General features: G+C 70.2%; 14 protein-coding genes. 8 read left to right on the forward strand and 6 right to left on the reverse strand.

Annotated elements, in window-relative coordinates; all coding sequences use genetic code 11:
• Positions 1 to 39: 39 nt before the first annotated feature.
• The gene (locus tag H9633_RS02700; protein ID WP_191711999.1) at positions 40 to 1,698 is read left to right on the forward strand and encodes a thiamine pyrophosphate-binding protein; all 1,659 of its coding nucleotides are present in this window, start codon (positions 40 to 42) and stop codon (positions 1,696 to 1,698) included.
• Positions 1,699 to 1,731: 33 nt separating this feature from the next.
• On the opposite strand, the gene H9633_RS02705 is transcribed toward H9633_RS02700, so the two are convergent.
• From H9633_RS02705 to H9633_RS02725, 5 genes are all read right to left on the reverse strand, one after another.
• The gene (locus H9633_RS02705; protein WP_071643508.1) at positions 1,732 to 2,370 is read right to left on the reverse strand and encodes a response regulator transcription factor; all 639 of its coding nucleotides are present in this window, start codon (positions 2,368 to 2,370) and stop codon (positions 1,732 to 1,734) included.
• Positions 2,367 to 3,491 carry a sensor histidine kinase gene (locus H9633_RS02710; protein ID WP_191712000.1) on the reverse strand — a complete coding sequence of 375 codons (1,125 nt, stop codon included), beginning with the start codon at positions 3,489 to 3,491 and terminating at the stop codon, positions 2,367 to 2,369. Before H9633_RS02710 ends, H9633_RS02705 begins: the two co-directional genes overlap by 4 nt.
• Before the next feature lie 31 nt (positions 3,492 to 3,522).
• Positions 3,523 to 4,302 carry an ABC transporter permease gene (locus H9633_RS02715; protein ID WP_071643510.1) on the reverse strand — a complete coding sequence of 260 codons (780 nt, stop codon included), beginning with the start codon at positions 4,300 to 4,302 and terminating at the stop codon, positions 3,523 to 3,525.
• Between the two features lies 1 nt (position 4,303).
• Complete coding sequence (locus H9633_RS02720) at positions 4,304 to 5,296, reverse strand: ABC transporter ATP-binding protein (protein ID WP_191712001.1); 993 nt, start codon at positions 5,294 to 5,296, stop codon at positions 4,304 to 4,306.
• Positions 5,297 to 5,388: 92 nt separating this feature from the next.
• Positions 5,389 to 7,245 carry an FAD-dependent monooxygenase gene (locus tag H9633_RS02725; RefSeq protein ID WP_191712002.1) on the reverse strand — a complete coding sequence of 619 codons (1,857 nt, stop codon included), beginning with the start codon at positions 7,243 to 7,245 and terminating at the stop codon, positions 5,389 to 5,391.
• A 105-nt stretch (positions 7,246 to 7,350) separates the two neighbouring features.
• Between H9633_RS02725 and H9633_RS02730 the strand changes: the two genes are divergently transcribed.
• Positions 7,351 to 8,040 carry an IclR family transcriptional regulator gene (locus H9633_RS02730; protein ID WP_191712003.1) on the forward strand — a complete coding sequence of 230 codons (690 nt, stop codon included), beginning with the start codon at positions 7,351 to 7,353 and terminating at the stop codon, positions 8,038 to 8,040.
• A gap of 96 nt (positions 8,041 to 8,136) precedes the next feature.
• On the opposite strand, the gene H9633_RS02735 is transcribed toward H9633_RS02730, so the two are convergent.
• Positions 8,137 to 9,540: an MFS transporter gene (locus H9633_RS02735; RefSeq protein ID WP_191712004.1), complete on the reverse strand. Its 1,404-nt coding sequence runs from the start codon at positions 9,538 to 9,540 to the stop codon at positions 8,137 to 8,139.
• Positions 9,541 to 9,674: 134 nt separating this feature from the next.
• Here H9633_RS02735 and H9633_RS02740 point away from each other — a divergent pair, with 134 nt between their 5' ends.
• The 6 genes from H9633_RS02740 to H9633_RS02765 all read left to right on the forward strand — a co-directional run bounded on the left by H9633_RS02740 (position 9,675) and on the right by H9633_RS02765 (position 16,209).
• Positions 9,675 to 11,153, forward strand: coding sequence for a fumarylacetoacetate hydrolase family protein (locus H9633_RS02740; RefSeq protein WP_191712005.1), 1,479 nt, complete (start codon positions 9,675 to 9,677; stop codon positions 11,151 to 11,153).
• Positions 11,150 to 11,830: a GntR family transcriptional regulator gene (locus tag H9633_RS02745; RefSeq protein WP_071643515.1), complete on the forward strand. Its 681-nt coding sequence runs from the start codon at positions 11,150 to 11,152 to the stop codon at positions 11,828 to 11,830. Before H9633_RS02740 ends, H9633_RS02745 begins: the two co-directional genes overlap by 4 nt.
• On the forward strand, positions 11,830 to 13,350 hold the full coding sequence (gene hpaE / locus H9633_RS02750; protein ID WP_191712006.1) for a 5-carboxymethyl-2-hydroxymuconate semialdehyde dehydrogenase: 1,521 nt from the start codon (positions 11,830 to 11,832) through the stop codon (positions 13,348 to 13,350). Before H9633_RS02745 ends, hpaE begins: the two co-directional genes overlap by 1 nt.
• Before the next feature lie 119 nt (positions 13,351 to 13,469).
• Positions 13,470 to 14,636 carry a 3,4-dihydroxyphenylacetate 2,3-dioxygenase gene (gene hpaD, locus H9633_RS02755; protein WP_191712007.1) on the forward strand — a complete coding sequence of 389 codons (1,167 nt, stop codon included), beginning with the start codon at positions 13,470 to 13,472 and terminating at the stop codon, positions 14,634 to 14,636.
• On the forward strand, positions 14,633 to 15,421 hold the full coding sequence (locus tag H9633_RS02760) for a fumarylacetoacetate hydrolase family protein (protein WP_071643518.1): 789 nt from the start codon (positions 14,633 to 14,635) through the stop codon (positions 15,419 to 15,421). Before hpaD ends, H9633_RS02760 begins: the two co-directional genes overlap by 4 nt.
• Positions 15,406 to 16,209 carry an HpcH/HpaI aldolase family protein gene (locus tag H9633_RS02765; RefSeq protein WP_191712008.1) on the forward strand — a complete coding sequence of 268 codons (804 nt, stop codon included), beginning with the start codon at positions 15,406 to 15,408 and terminating at the stop codon, positions 16,207 to 16,209. Before H9633_RS02760 ends, H9633_RS02765 begins: the two co-directional genes overlap by 16 nt.
• Positions 16,210 to 16,234: the final 25 nt, after the last annotated feature.

Genomic DNA, 16,234 nt, shown 5'->3' on the forward strand with positions numbered 1-16,234 from the left:
ACGGATCCCTCCGTTCCCTGTCTTGAAAGGCGCTTCACCATGCCCACCGTCTCCGCCCACGTGGCCCTCACTCTCGCTCAGCACATCGATCACGTCTTCGGCGTGATGGGCAACGGCAACGCGTATTTCCTCGACGCGATCGAGAAGCAGACCGGCGCCGTCTTCACCGCCGTGCGCCACGAGCAGGGTGCCGTGGTCGCCGCCGACGCGCACTTCCGCGCCTCCGGCCGGATCGCCGCCGCGACCTCGACGTACGGCGCCGGCTTCACGAACACGCTCACCGCTCTGGCCGAGGCTGTGCAGGCGCACGTGCCGCTCGTGCTCGTCGTGGGCGACGAGCCCACCTCGGGGCCCCGCCCCTGGGATGTCGACCAGATCGCGATGGCCTCGGCCGTGGGCGCGCGCACCTACACGACCGGGCACGCGGATGCCGCAGCCACCACGGTCATCGCGATCGAGCACGCCCTCACCTATCGCGTGCCCGTCGTGCTCGCCATCCCCTACGACGTCGCCGCGCTCGAGGCGGGTCCCGTCGCTGCGGCACCCGAGCCGCGCCTCCCGGCACCCCTCGCACCGCGCGGTGAGTTCGCCGCCGGGATGCTCGACGAGATCGCCCACGCGCTGCGCTCAGCCGAGCGCCCGTTCCTGCTCGCCGGCCGGGGCGCCTGGTTGGCCGGCGCGAGCGACGCGCTCGGCGCGCTCGCGGAGTCGACCGGGGCGCTCACGGCATCCACCGCCCTCGGCCGGGGCGTCTTCCCCGACGCCCGCTACGACCTCGGCGTGACGGGCGGATTCGGCGCCGACGGCGCCATGCAGCTGGTGCGCGAGGCTGATGTGGCCGTCGTCTTCGGCGCCTCGCTCAACCAGTTCACGATGCGCTTCGGCGAACTGTTCGCCCCCGGCACGCGCGTCTTTCAGATCGACGTGGCACCGGCCGCAACGAACGCGCACATCGGCGGCTACGTGCGCGCGGACGCACGTCTCGCGGCCGAGGCGCTCGTCGAGAGGCTCAGCCCGGCATCCGCTGCCGATGGGCACGCCGCCTGGCGCGAATCGGTCGACGTGGCATCCGCTCGCGCTTACGCAGCAGGCGACGAACTCGCGCCCGACGGGCGGCTGGACCCGCGCTCCGCCGCACGCCGCATCGCCGAACTGCTGCCGGAGGACCGCGTCGTCGTCTCCGACGGCGGCCACTTCATCGGCTGGGCCAACATGTACTGGCCGGTCGCCGCTCCCGACCGCATGATGATGATCGGCACGGCCTTCCAGTCGATCGGGCAGGGCTGGCCGAGCGTCGTCGGCGCCACCCGCGCTCGACCCGGGCAGACGATCGTGCTGACCTCGGGCGACGGCGGCGGACTGATGGCGATCGCCGACCTCGAATCCGCCGTGCGCGCGGCCGCAGGCCGGGGCGTCGCGGTGATCTGGAACGACGCGGCTTACGGTGCCGAGGTCAATCTGTACGGACTCAAGGGCCTCGCCGAAGAGCCGATGCTCATCCCCGAGGTCGACTTCGCCGCGTTCGCAGCAGCCGTCGGCGCGGAGGGCGTCGTGGTGCGCACGCTCGCCGACCTCGAGCGGCTGCGCACCTGGGCATCCGAAGATCCGGCCGACCGCCGCTTCCTCGTGCTCGACCTGCGAATCTCGGGCAAGGTCATCGCCCCGTACCAGGAGGAGATCATCCGCGTGAACTCCTGAGCGGGGCCTCCGGGTGTCACCCCGGGCGGCGGCTCAGATCCAGCCCTTGTCCTGCGCGACGCGCACCGCCTGCGCGCGGTTTCCGGCGCCGGTCTTGCCGATCGCGGCCGACAGGTGATTGCGCACCGTTCCGGCGGAGAGGAAGACCTCTGCTGCGATCGCTGCCGCCGACCTGCCGTCGGCGGCCAGCCGCAGCACCTGCCGTTCCCGGTCGCTGAGCGGATTCGCCCCTTCGAACAGGCTCTTCTCGGCGAGCGCCGGATCCAGCACCCGCAGTCCGGCATGCGTGCGTCGCACGGCGTCGGCGAGCTGCTCGGCGGGCGCATCCTTCACCATGAATCCGCTCGCGCCCGCCTCCAGTGCATCTCGCAGGTAGCCGGGACGGGCGAATGTCGTCACGATCAGCACCCGGGTGGCCGGGCTGGCCTCGCGCAGGCGACGGGTCGCCTCGATGCCGTCGATCCCCGGCATCTGGATGTCCATCAGGCAGACGTCAGGCGTGAGGGCGACCGCGAGGCGCAGCGCCTCCTCGCCGTCCGCTGCCGCGCCGACCACGTCGATGTCGGGCTCCAGCTCGAGCAGCGCGGCGAGCGCACCGCGCACCAGGGCCTGGTCGTCGGCGACGAGCAGGCGGATGCTGTCGGTCGGCGTGCATGCGGGTGTCCGATTCACCAGCGCACCTCCACTCGCGTGCCCGCCTCCGCAGCGGGTCCGATGCGGAACGCTGCGCCCGCAGCTGCGGCGCGCTCGCGCATGCCGCGGATGCCGCTGCTTTCTGCTGCCGCCGTCTGACCCTCGTCGAGACCGCGTCCGTCGTCCTCGATCACGAGCCGGCCCGGCGACACTGTCACCCGCGCCTGACGGGCAGCGCTGTGTCGCAGCACGTTCGTGGTCGCCTCGCGCAGAATCCAGCTCGCCGTCAGCTCCTGTGCGGGTGAGAGCGCGTCAGGTGCTCCACGCACCTGCAGCGTCACTCCCCCGGCAGCGAGCGCCTCGCCACTGCTGGCCAGCTGCTCGCCCAGTGTGGTGCTGCGCGCTCCGGCTACCGTGGCGCGTGCGGCGGCGAGCGCCTCTGCGGTCAGGGCGGTGATGGCGGCGAGCTCGGTCTTCGCCCGCTCAGGATCGGAATCGATCAGACGCGCGGCGAGCTGTGATTTCAGTTGCACCACGGTGAGCGAGTGTCCGATGAGGTCGTGCACGTCGCGTGCGAGCGCCTCCCGCCCCTCGCTCGTGGCCAGCTCGAGCCCCAGCCGCTCGGCCTGCGCCGAACGGATGATCAGCCAGGTCGAGACGGTGTTCACCACCCCGAGCAGCATCACGACCACCAGCAGAGCGAAGTACGACGTGCCACCGGGCAGCAGGAAGATGCAGGCGGCAGTCATCAGCACGGCGACGATCGAGGTGACCCAGTGCGCCGCGCGCGTGAGGCCGTACGAGGCGAACGACATGATGAAGGGCAGGAAGCTCAGCGCCAGCGGCCCCTCCGCCGGCACCGACAGCGCCGCGCAGACGATCAGCACGGCGAAGAGCATCCACTGTCCGGGCACAGGCGGAGAGCCGAGTCCGCCGCCACCGCGACTGCCCCGCACGAACCCGACGACGTACACAGCGGCGAACACGACCAGTGCCACCCACCCGGTGACGATCCACGCGCGCGACGCGTCGGAGCGCAGCAGAGCGATCACCGGGTACGCCAGAAAGATCATCCAGACGACCGCCATGAGCCATCCGTAGCGATCCCAGTGCGACGTGATCGCGGCGGGGCGCTCGGTGCCGCCCTGCTGCGCTGTCATGACTCCAACCTACTGATCATCCGCACCGTGCTCATCGCCGCCGGCGGGAGCGCCGCACACCCGCGAAGACCAGAGCCGCGAACACGGCCACCCAGACGACGATGTTCACCAGCACCGCCCAGAGCGGGTCGGTCTGCCCGGTGGTGAGGGTGCCGTCGGTGAGCGGCCAGCGGCTGAGCGCCACGAAGCCGTACAGCGGGGTGAGTCGGGCGATGTCGAGCATGACGCCGTCGAGCGGCATGAACACGTTGCCGAAGAAGGCGAAGAAGGTCATCGAGATCGATGCCAGCGCTGCGGAGGAGTCGGTGTTGAAGAAGAGCCCCACCCCCAGCCCGTACAGGCCGAACATCAGCCCGGTTCCGAGGACGATCCCCGCGACGGCGAACCAGCGCCAGGTCTCGTCGGCCGCCGCACCTGTGAGGATGCCGGTGACGAACACAGCGGCCAGGGCGAGCGCGGCGAACCCCAGCGCGTTGAGCAGCTTCGTCAGCGCGTAGCCGGCCGTGCTCAGCGGGGTCATCGCGAGCTGGCGCCCCCAGCCCTGCTGCGCCTCAGCGGCCGCCAGTGAGGTCAGCGAACTCATCGCGACCGCGGTTCCGTATGCCGCCATCGAGATCATCACGTAGAACGACACGTTGCCGTTTCCGGCCGACAGCTCGGCGTAGCCGGCCGTCGCACCGAAGAGCAGGTACATCACGACGGGCATGGCGAGTGTGAACGCGAGAGTGTACGGGTTACGCAGCTGCCGGATGGCCTCGATGCGCAGCATGGTGAGTGAGAGCCGCGGCGGCGCGGTCGTGGCGATGGTCATATCAGTCCTCCGTGAGAGCGGTGAAGGCGGTCTCGAGCGTAGGCGCCGTGATCTCGAGGTCGCGGCAGCCGGCCGCGAGGAGCGCCGCGGCGATGGCATCCGAGTCGCTCGCTCGCAGCGTCAGCCGCCCGGCGTCAACGCGCACATCGGTGGCGTCCTCCGATTCGCGGAGCCGGCGCAGAATGCCGGCGGCATCCTCATCATCGGCGGGCAGAGATGCGGCGATACCCCTCGCGCCGAGCCCGACGCGAAGCTGCGCGGTCGGGGCGTCTGCGACGATTCGGCCACGGTGCATCACCACCGTGCGATGGGCGAACTGCTCCGCCTCCTCGAGGTAGTGCGTGGCGAAGATGATCGTGCGCCCGGCGTCGGCATCCGCTCGCATCACATCCCAGAACCGACGCCGCGCCGTCACGTCCATGCCCGCGGTGGGCTCGTCGAGCACGAGGATGCCGGGATCGGCGACCAGAGCGAGGGCGAACTTCACGCGCTGCTGCTCGCCGCCCGAGCACTTAGCGACCCGGCGGCCGACGAGCGCGGTCAGGTCTGCCTTCGTAAGCACAGACGGAACGCGTGCCATCGCCGCCGCACCGTGCAGCGACGCGATGAGGCGCACGGTCTCGCCGACCGTGAGGTCGGCGAGCAGTCCGCCCGTCTGCAGCACCGCGGCGATCGCTCCCCGGCGCGCAGCCGCGGCGGGGACCATCCCCCGCACGCGCACGCTGCCCTCGCCGGGTTCGCTGAGGCCGAGCAGCATGTCGAGCGTGGTGGTCTTGCCGGCCCCGTTCGGCCCGAGCAGCGCGACCACCTCGCCGCGGCGGATGGTGAGGTCGAGTCCGTCCACGGCGCGGACGAGCTGGTCACCGGAGCCGAAGTGGCGGCGGACGCCGCGCAACTCGACGGCGATCGGCGGCGCGGTGTCGCCCCCGACGGCGTTCGGTCGGGCGACGTCGTTCGGCTGGGCGGCAGGTGGTCTCTCAGCGACTGTGGGCATGCTTCCAGCGTGGCCGCTCGGCACGACGGCATCCGGAGGGCAGTGTCACGATCTCGGCATGACACTCGTCATGCCTCGCGCTCAGGCCAGGTTCAGGATGCCGGCAGCAGCGCCCCGTCGAAGAACGCGCCGAGCTCGTCGACCGCGTCCAGCGGCAGGATCGCGGCGACGTACTGGTCGGGGCGCACGACGACCACGACTCCGTCGCGCGACAGCTCGCGCGTCTCGAAAATGTCGGTGTCGTTCCACTTGCTCGGGCCCGCAGCGTAGAGCTTCTCCCAGTCGGTCAGCCCCAGCGGCCCGGTCTTCGGGGCGAACAGCTCGGGTGCCGTCGTCACCTCAACGTCTTCGTACGAGCCCTGGTGGATCGCCTTCACGTCGAACACCGCATCGGCATCGCCGTCGGCCGGGGTGAAGCGCGCGAACACGTCGGCGGCCTGCGAAGCCCAGGTGTTCAGTCGCTCTCCCGACGCGTCGCCGAAGGCGTAGACGCGCCAGCGTCCGTCAGCGCGGGCGTGGTGGCCGAGGTGGATCACATTGCCGTCGCAGACCCGGGTGACCTCGGCCGACTTGAACCGCTTGCCCAGCGGGAAGCCGGCCGCGAGTGCTTGGTGCGCGTCGGTGCCGATGATCATCGACGAGGTGTACTGCGTCATGAACCCGGAGGGGAACTCGGCCGTGCCCAGGTAGAAGGTCGCGAGCTCCTGCGGGTCGGAGATCTCCTCGGGCTTGCGGGCCATCAGGCTCGACCACTCGCGATCGAAGTCGATCAGCTGCTGCGCGACCGGCTTGCGCTCGGCGCCGTAGGTCGCCAGCAGGGACTCGGGGCTGCGGCCGGTGAGCACCGAGCCGAGCTTCCACCCGAGATTGAAGCCGTCCTGCATCGAGACGTTCATGCCCTGGCCGGCCTTCGCGCTGTGCGTGTGGCAGGCGTCGCCGGTGAGGAAGACGCGCGGGGTGCGGCCGCTGCCGTCGATCACGTCGTCGAACCCGTCTGTGACCCGGTGGCCGACCTCGTACACGCTGTGCCAGGCGATGTCCTTCACGTCGATGGAGTACGGATGCAGGATCTCGTTCGCCTTGCGGATGATCTCCTCGATCGGCGTCTGGCGCACGCGGTGGTCGTCGTCGGCGGCGACCGCGCCGAGGTCGATGTACATCCGGCTGAGGTAGCCGCCCTCGCGCGGGATGTGCAGGATGTTGCCCGCCTCGGCGTTGATGGCGCACTTGGTGCGCCAGTCGGGGAAGTCCGTGTTCACCAGCACGTCCATGACGCCCCATGCGTGCGCGGAGGCGTTGCCGACGTGCTTGCGCCCGATCGCCTTGCGCACCCCGCTGCGGGCGCCGTCGCAGCCGACGACGTACTTCGCGCGGATGGTGCGCTCCTCGCCGGCATCCATGACCTGCACCTCGACGGGGTACTCCCCCTCGCCGTGCACCGTGAGGCCGACGAACTCCACGCCGTAGTCGGGCACGATGCGTCCCGGTCCGTCGGCGGCGGCCTCGGCGAAGTAGTCGAGCACCCGCGCCTGGTTGACGATCAGGTGCGGGAACTCGCAGATGTCGTACGCGTAGTCGGCCGTGCGGGCGGTGCGGACGATGTTCTGGCGGTTCTCGGGGTCGGGTCCCCAGAAGTTCATCCAGCCGATGTTGTACGCCTCCGCGACGATGCGCTCGGCGAACCCGAAGGCCTGGAAGGTCTCGACGCTGCGCGGCTGGATGCCATCGGCCTGACCGAGCACGAGGCGACCGTCGCGCTTCTCGATGATGCGGGTGTTCACGTGCGGGTACTGCGACATCTGGGCGGCGAGCAGCATGCCGGCGGGCCCGGAGCCGACGATGAGCACGTCCACCTCGTCGGGAAGGGCGTCGGGCCGGTCGATTCCCAGCCCCTCGGCGGGGAGAACCCGCGGGTCGTGGGAGACATAGCCGTGGTGGTGGAACTGCATCGTCGTCGATTCCTTCCGGCGTGTTCTATATTGGAACACAGCGTTCTACTATTGAACAGATCGTATACGACGGCGCAGGCCGCCACAAGAGAACAGGAGCCGCCGATGACGGCCGCCCCCGCTTCACAGACGCTCAGCCGCGGCATCCGGATCCTCGAGGTCCTCGCCGACGGCCCGCTGTCGATCGACGAGGTCGCGACCCGACTCGACGTGCACCGCTCGATCGCGTACCGCCTGCTGCGCACGCTCGAAGACCACCGGCTCGTCGTGCGCGACGCGTCCGGGCGGATGGCCCTGGGGCCGCGCATGGCGGCGCTCGCCGCTGGCGTCGCGCACGACCTGCACGCCGAGGCCCTGCCCGAGCTGACCGCGGTGGCGAACGAGCTCGGCCACACCGCCTTCCTCGCCGTGCTCGACGGGGACGAGGTGATCACCCTGACCAGCGTCGAGCCGCGCCATGCCGTCGCGAATGTCGCGCAGCGGCCGGGCACCAGGCATCCGGTCACGGTCGGCGCGCCGGGCAAGGCGATCCTCGCCCAGCTTCGCGATGCCGAGTGGCCCGCCGTCGATGCGGCGCTGCGCGTCGAGGTCGAGGCCGTGCGCGTGCGCGGCTACGCGCTCAGCCACGACGAGGTGATCCCGAATCTCAAGTCGATCGCCGTGCCGCTGCCGCTGCGCGGCGTTCGTCCGGCGGCTCTCGCGGTGGTGCACGTGGCATCCCGAGTCGCGGATGCCGACATCGCCGCGCGCCTGCAGCGCTCTGTGGACGTCATCCGGGCCGCTCTCGACGGCTGAGCGCGCACCGGCCCCCGGACGACGAAGACGGGCCTGGAGGACGACGCGAGTCGTCCTCCAGGCCCGCGGAGGTTCAGCAGCCGGAGGCGAGGGAGGTCAGGCCCTGGCGAGGCCGCGGATCGGGCTGACCGCCTGCTCGGCCTCGTGGTCGGGACCGAGCGGGATGCCGCTGCGATCGCGGAGCAGCAGCGTGGCGATGAGTCCGATCACGGTCATGCCCGCGAGGTACCACGTGACCGACATCGTCGTCCCGGTCGCCTGCACCAGCGCAGTCGCGATGGTCGGGGCGAACGCACCGCCGGCGATCGCGCCGATCGCGTACGAGATCGACACTCCGGAGAAGCGGATGCTGGCGGGGAAGAGCTCGGTGTACAGCGCCGCCTGCGGGCCATACGTGAAGCCGAGTCCGAGGGTGAGGATCGCGAGGCCCGCGAACATCAGACCGATGTCGCCGGTGTTGACCAGGGGGAACAGCGCGAACACACCGGCGAGCTGCATCGCCCACCCGATGATGTAGGTGGTGCGGCGCCCCAGCTTGTCGCTGACGAAGCCCGCCAGCAGCGTCGAGAGCAGCCAGGTCACCGCCGAGCCGGTGACAGCCCACAGCACCGGTCCGCGCTCGAGAGCGAGCGGGCCGTCCGGGTTCGTGGCGTAGTTCTGGATGTAGCCACCGGTGGTCATGTATCCCACGGCGTTGTTTCCGGCGAAGACGAGCGCCGCGACGATCACGAGCAGCAGGTGCTTGCGGAACAGCTGCACGACCGGCATCCGCGCCTCCTCCTTGCGCTCGGCGAGCTCGGCGAACACAGGGCTCTCCTCGACGTTGCGTCGCACGTAGTAGCCGATGAGGATCAGCACGACGCTGAGCAGGAACGGAATGCGCCAGCCCCAGGCCAGGAACTGCTCGCCCGGAGCGACCGCCGTCATGATCGCCATCACGCCCGAGGCCAGCAGCAGACCGAGCGGAACACCGATCTGGGGCGAGGCGCCGAAGATGCCGCGCTTGGCCTTGGGGGCGTGCTCGACGGCCATCAGCACCGCGCCACCCCACTCGCCTCCCGCCGACAGACCCTGCAGGATGCGCAGCAGCACCAGCAGCAGCGGGGCGGCGATGCCGATCGCGTCGTAGGTGGGCAGCACGCCGATCAGTGCGGTCGCCGCCCCCATCAGGATCAGCGTCCACATCAGCACCACCTTGCGGCCGACCTTGTCGCCGAAGTGCCCGGCGAGGAAGGCGCCGAGCGGACGGAACAGGAAGCTGATGCCCACGGTCGCGAAGCCGATCAGGATGCTGTTCGCGCCCAGCGGCGCGAAGAAGAGCTGGCCGAAGACCAGTCCGACCGCGGTCGCGTAGATGAAGAAGTCGTACCACTCGACGGTGGTTCCGACCACCGTCGCGAACACGACGCGGCGACGATCGGCCGCATTGGCGATCGTGCCGGTGGGGGTGAATCCCTCGGGGGGTCGCGATGCCCGGGAACGGCGGGACTGCTCGTTCATGATGCTCCTTTGACGGCTCTGTCGGGGGTGGTCTGCAGGAATGCTTGCCACCCGCAGAAGGATCATATACGATTTCGAATACGACGCACAAGGACTCCTCAGAGTCGCCCGTGCACCCGGCAAGGAGGCGCCCTATGACCGAGCTCGCCCGACCAGGCAAGATCATCGCGATCCACCTCAACTACGTCTCCCGTGCCGACCAGCGCGGCCGTCGCCCCGCCGCCCCCTCGTACTTCTTCAAGCCCGCCAGCTCTCTCGCCGCCACCGACGGCGTGGTCGAGCGCCCCGCCGGCACCGAGCTGCTCGCCTTCGAGGGCGAGATCGCACTGATCATCGGCACCGCGGCCCGCCGCGTCTCGGTCGACGAGGCGTGGGCGCACGTGGCATCCGTCACCGCGTCGAACGACCTCGGCCTGTACGACCTGCGCGCCAACGACAAGGGCTCGAACGTGCGGTCGAAGGGCGGCGACGGGTACACACCCGTCGGGCCTGAGCTCATCGCCGCCGCATCGGTAGACCCGGCAGCGCTGCGGGTGCGCGCGTGGGTGAACGGCGAACTCGCCCAGGACGACACCACCGCCGGCCTGCTCTTCCCCCTCCCCCAGCTGGTCGCCGACCTCTCGCAGCACTTCACGCTCGAACCGGGCGACATCATCCTCACCGGCACCCCGGCCGGGTCGAGCGTGATCGTGCCCGGCGACGTGGTCGAGGTCGAGGTGGATGCTCCGGATGCCCCCGGCGCCCCGTCGTCAGGGCGGCTGCGCACGACGGTCACGCAGGGTGAGGTCGAATTCGACCCCGCACTCGGCTCGATGCCCGCCGTCGACGACCTCCAGCGCGCCGAGGCATGGGGCTCGCGCGAGCTCGCGGGTCTGCCCGCCGTCGAGCAGCAGAGCGGCCTGTCCCCCGAGCTGCGCGCGAAGCTCGAGGCCGCCCCGACCGCCGGCCTGTCCAGCCAGCTGCGCAAGCGCGGTCTGCGCTCCTGCTTCATCGACGGCCTCTCCGCCAACCTGCCGGGCGCGAAGATCGTCGGCGCGGCCAAGACCCTGCGCTTCGTGCCGGCGCGCGAAGACCTCTTCACCAGCCACGGCGGCGGGTACAACGCGCAGAAGCGCGCCTTCGACGCGGTCGACGAGGGCGAGATCATCGTCATCGAGGCCCGAGGCGACGAGACCACCGGCACGCTCGGCGACATCCTCGCGCTGCGCGCGAAGACCCGCGGTGCCGCCGGCGTCGTCACCGACGGCGGAGTCCGCGACTTCGACGCCGTCGCCGAGATCGGCCTCCCGGTCTTCTCGAAGGGCGCGCACCCCTCGGTGCTCGGCCGCAAGCACGTGCCGTGGGAGTTCGACGTCACGATCGGCTGCGGTGGAGCCACCGTGCAGCCCGGCGACGTGATCGTCGGCGATGGCGACGGGGTGATCGTCATCCCCGCGGCTCTCGCCGAGGAGGTCGCCGACGCGGCGCTCGTGCAGGAGGACGAGGATGCCTGGATCGCCGAGCAGGTCGCCGCGGGCAACGCGGTCGACGGGCTGTTCCCGATGAACGCCGAGTGGCGCGCGAAGTACTCCCTTCATCTCGCGTCGCTCGCGCAGGAACCGGCGGAACGATGAGCACCCTCGTGCGGGAGGTCAGCAAGTCCGAGCAGGCCTACACATGGCTGCGCTCTCGGATCGCCTCGCACGCGTACGGGCCCGGCTACCGGCTCGTGCTGAGCGGGATCGCGCGCGAGCTGCAGATGAGCGTCGTGCCGGTGCGCGAGGCCATCCGGCGCCTGGAGGCCGAAGGGTACGTGACCTTCGAGCGCAACGTGGGCGCGTACGTCTCGCTGATCGACGAAGACCAGTACGCGCACACCATGCAGGCTCTGGGCCTGGTCGAGGGCTCCGCGACCGCGCTGTCGGCGCCCCTGCTCGACCACGACGCGCTGGCTCGCGCCGAGCAGATCAACGATCAGATGCGCGCCCTGCTCGACCACTTCGACGCGCACCGCTTCACCCAGCTGAACCAGCAGTTCCACGCGGTGCTGTTCGAGCCGTGCCCCAACCCGCACATCCTCGACCTCGTGCACCGCGGATGGGCCCGGCTCTCGGGCATCCGGGACACCACCTTCGCCTACGTGCCGGGGCGCGCCCGGCACTCGGTCGAAGAGCACGAGCAGATCCTCCAGCTGATCCGCGACGGCGCCGAGCCGCTCGAGATCGAGCTGTCCGCACGAAGCCATCGCTGGCGCACCCGGGACGCGTTCCTGGCTGCCCGGCACTCCCACACCAGCGAAGAAGGACGATGATGACCGACGTCTACACCCCCGCCGACCTCCCCACGAAGATCCAGCACTACATCGACGGCGAATTCGTCGACTCGATCGACGGCGACACCTTCGAGGTGCTCAACCCCGTCACCAACGAGACCTACGTGCACGCGGCCGCCGGCAAGAAGGCCGACATCGATCGTGCCGTCGACGCCGCCCGCCGTGCGTTCGCCGAGGGCCCGTGGCCGCGCATGCTGCCGCGCGAGCGATCGCGTGTGCTGCACCGCATCGCCGACATCGTCGAGTCGCGTGACGCGCGCCTCGCCGAACTCGAGTCGTTCGACTCGGGTCTGCCGATCACGCAGGCACTCGGCCAGGCCCGCCGCGCCGCCGAGAACTTCCGCTTCTTCGCCGACCTGATCGTCGCTCAGGCCGACGACGCGTTCAAGGTGCCCGGCAAGCAGATGAACTACGTCAACCGCAAGCCGATCGGCGTCGCGGGTCTCATCACGCCGTGGAACACCCCCTTCATGCTCGAGTCGTGGAAGCTCGGCCCCGCACTCGCCACCGGAAACACCGTGGTGCTCAAGCCCGCGGAGTTCACGCCGCTGTCGGCCTCGCTGTGGGCGGGGATCTTCGAAGAGGCGGGACTGCCGCAGGGTGTGTTCAACCTCGTCAACGGCCTCGGCGAGGACGCCGGAGACGCGCTCGTCAAGCACCCCGACGTGCCGCTCATCTCGTTCACCGGCGAGAGCCGCACCGGCCAGATCATCTTCGGCAACGCGGCTCCGTTCCTGAAGGGTCTGTCGATGGAGCTGGGCGGCAAGAGCCCGGCCGTCGTCTTCGACGACGCCGATCTCGACACGGCGGTGGATGCGTGCGTCTTCGGCGTCTTCTCGCTCAACGGCGAGCGCTGCACCGCGGGCAGCCGCATCCTCGTGCAGCGCGGTGTCTACGACCAGTTCGTCGAGCGCTTCGCCGCGATCGCGCAGCGCGTCAAGGTCGGCCACCCGCACGACCCGACCACGGAGGTCGGCGCCCTGGTGCACCCCGAGCACTACGAGAAGGTCATGAGCTACGTGGAGATCGGCAAGACCGAGGGCCGCCTGATCGCCGGCGGCGGCCGCCCCGACGGCTTCCCGACAGGCAACTACGTCGCCCCGACCGCGTTCGCCGACGTGGCCCCCGATGCCCGCATCTTCCAGGAGGAGATCTTCGGCCCCGTCGTCGCGATCACGCCCTTCGACACCGAGGAGGAGGCGCTGGCGCTGGCGAACAACACGCGGTACGGACTGGCCGCGTACATCTGGACCAATGACCTCAAGCGCGCCCACAACTTCGCCGGCGCCGTCGAGGCGGGCATGGTGTGGCTGAACTCGAACAACGTGCGTGACCTGCGCACCCCGTTCGGCGGCGTGAAGGCATCCGGGCTCGGGCACGAGGGCGGGTATCGCTCGATCGACTTCTACACCGACCAGCAGAGCGTGCACATCACGCTCGGCGCACCGCACAACCCCGCATTCGGCAAGCAGGACCTGGACGACCCCGACCCCCGCTGACCCGCCCCCGCCTCTCGCTCCCGTATGAGTTCGTGCCGCTGCGACGCCGATCAGGCGGCACCAACTCATACCGGAGCGAAGGGCGGTTCCGAAGAAACTCACAGAGCAAGGACGCTGACATGACCGACCACGCAGGCAAGACCCTCACCTCCTCCGGCTTCTACGTGAGCCAGGAGGCGCCGATCCACACCGACGATCCCATCGCGACGCCCGTCGCGAGCCCGCCCGACATCCTCCGCTGCGCCTACATGGAGCTCGTCGTCACCGACCTCGCCGCCTCGCGCGAGTTCTACGTCGACGTGCTCGGCCTGTACGTGACCGAAGAGGACGACAGCGCGATCTACCTCCGCTCGACCGAGGAGTTCATCCACCACAACCTCGTGCTGCGCAAGGGCGAGATCGCAGCCGTCGCGGCGTTCTCGTACCGGGTGCGCACCCCCGAGGACCTCGATCGCGCCGTCGAGTTCTACACCGAGCTCGGCTGCGACGTGCGCCGCAACCCGGACGGGTTCGTGAAGGGCATCGGCGACTCGGTGCGCGTGGTCGACCCGCTCGGCTTCCCCTACGAGTTCTTCCACCAGAGCGAGCACGTCGAGCGGATGTCGTGGCGCTACGACCTGCACATCCCCGGGGAGCTCGTGCGCCTCGACCACTTCAACCAGGTCACCCCCGACGTGCCACGCGCCGTGCGCTACATGCAGGACCTCGGCTTCCGCGTCACCGAGGACATCCAGGACGACGAGGGCACCGTCTACGCGGCGTGGATGCGCCGCAAGCCCACTGTGCACGACACCGCGATGACCGGCGGCGACGGTCCGCGCATGCACCACGTGTGCTTCGCGACGCACGAGAAGCACAACATCCTCGCCATCTGCGACAAACTCGGCGCGCTGCGCCGCTCGGACGCGATCGAGCGCGGCCCGGGTCGCCACGGCGTCAGCAACGCGTTCTACCTCTACCTGCGCGACCCCGACGGCCACCGCGTCGAGGTGTACACCCAGGACTACTACACCGGCGACCCCGACAACCCGGTCGTCACGTGGGACGTGCACGACAACCAGCGCCGCGACTGGTGGGGCAACCCCGTCGTGCCCAGCTGGTACACCGACGCGTCGCTCGTGCTCGACCTCGACGGCAACCCTCAGCCCGTGCGCGCCCGCACCGACTCGAGCGAGATGGCCGTGACCATCGGCGCGGACGGCTTCTCGTACACCCGTCCCGACGAGGGCGACGAGTCCATGCCCGAGTGGAAGCAGGGCGAGTACAAGCTCGGACACCAGCTGTGACCCTCCCGGCCGAGACGATCGCCGCTCTCGCGGCGGAGCTGGCCGAGGCCGAGCGGACGCGCGGCGTGATGCCGCGCATCACCGCCCGGTACCCGGATGCCACGATCGAGGACTCCTATGCCATCCAGGGCGTCTGGCGCGACTCGCAGGTCGCCGCCGGGCGTCGCCTGGTGGGGCGCAAGATCGGCCTGACCTCGCGCGCCATGCAGCAGGCGACGGGGATCACGGAGCCCGACTACGGCGTGATGTTCGACGACACCGTCTACCCGACCGGGTCGGAGATCCCGTTCGACGACTTCTCGAACGTGCGCATCGAGGTCGAGCTCGCATTCGTGCTGCGCTCGCCCCTCGAGGGGCCGGACTGCACGCTCGACGACGCGCTCGCGGCGATCGACTACGCCGTGCCCGCGCTGGAGGTGCTCAACTCGCACATCGAGCTGGAGGGGCGCACGATCGTCGACACGATCAGCGACAACGCCGCCTACGGCGCGATGGTGCTCGGCGACGTGCACATGCGACCCGACGAGATCGACCTGCGCTGGGTGCCCGGCGTGCTCTCGAAGAACGGTCAGATCGAGGAGACCGGCGTCGCCGCCGGCGTGCTCGGGCATCCCGCCACCGGCGTGGCGTGGCTGGCGAACAAGTTCCACCAGCACGGCGCGCGGCTGGAGGCCGGCGAGATCATCCTGGCAGGATCGTTCACACGGCCGATGTGGGTCGAGCGCGGCGACGAGGTGCTGTGCGACTACCGCGAGATGGGAACGATCGCATGCCGCTTCGTCTAGAGCCCACCTTCCGCGACGCGCTGGCCGCCGCCGATCGTCCGCTGATCGGCATGTGGCTGAGCACCGGAACGGCACTGAACGCCGAGATCTGCGCGGGGTCGGGCATCGACTGGCTGCTGATCGACATGGAGCACGGTCCGAACACGGTCGTCTCCGTGCAGCAGCAGCTGCAGGTGATCGCCGCGTACCGGGTGCCGACGATCGTGCGGGTGCCGGTGAACGACGCGGTGATCATCAAGCAGGTGCTCGACACGGGTGCGCAGAACCTGCTCGTGCCGATGGTCGGCTCCGCCGCAGAGGCACAGGCCGCGGTCGCGGCCGTCCGCTACCCGCCCGAGGGCGTGCGCGGCGTCGGCTCGGGCCTCGCCCGCAGCGGCCGCTGGGGCCGGGTGGCCGGGTACGTGCCGAACGCATCCGAGACGATCTCGCTGCTCGTGCAGATCGAATCCGCGGATGCCGTGGACGCCGCCGCCGACATCGCCGCGGTCGACGGTGTCGATGGCGTGCTCGTCGGACCCGCCGACCTCGCGGCGTCCATGGACCTTCCCGGTCAGCAGTCGCACCCCGACGTGCTCGCGGCCGTGCAGCGCGTGTTCGAGGCGGTCACGGCCGCGGGCAAGAAGGTCGGCGTGAACGCGTTCGATCCGGCCGGCGCCGACGCGTACCTGGCCGCGGGCGCGCACTTCCTGTCGGCGAGCGCCGATGTGACCATCCTCGCCCGAGGCGCGGAGGCGCTCGCGGCGCGCTTCATCCCGACATCCGGAGCCGACGAGACCGACACCTACTGACGTCCCGGTGCCAGGATGGACGGGT

The sequence above is a fragment of the Microbacterium commune genome, from assembly GCF_014836945.1.
Lineage (GTDB): Bacteria > Actinomycetota > Actinomycetes > Actinomycetales > Microbacteriaceae > Microbacterium > Microbacterium commune.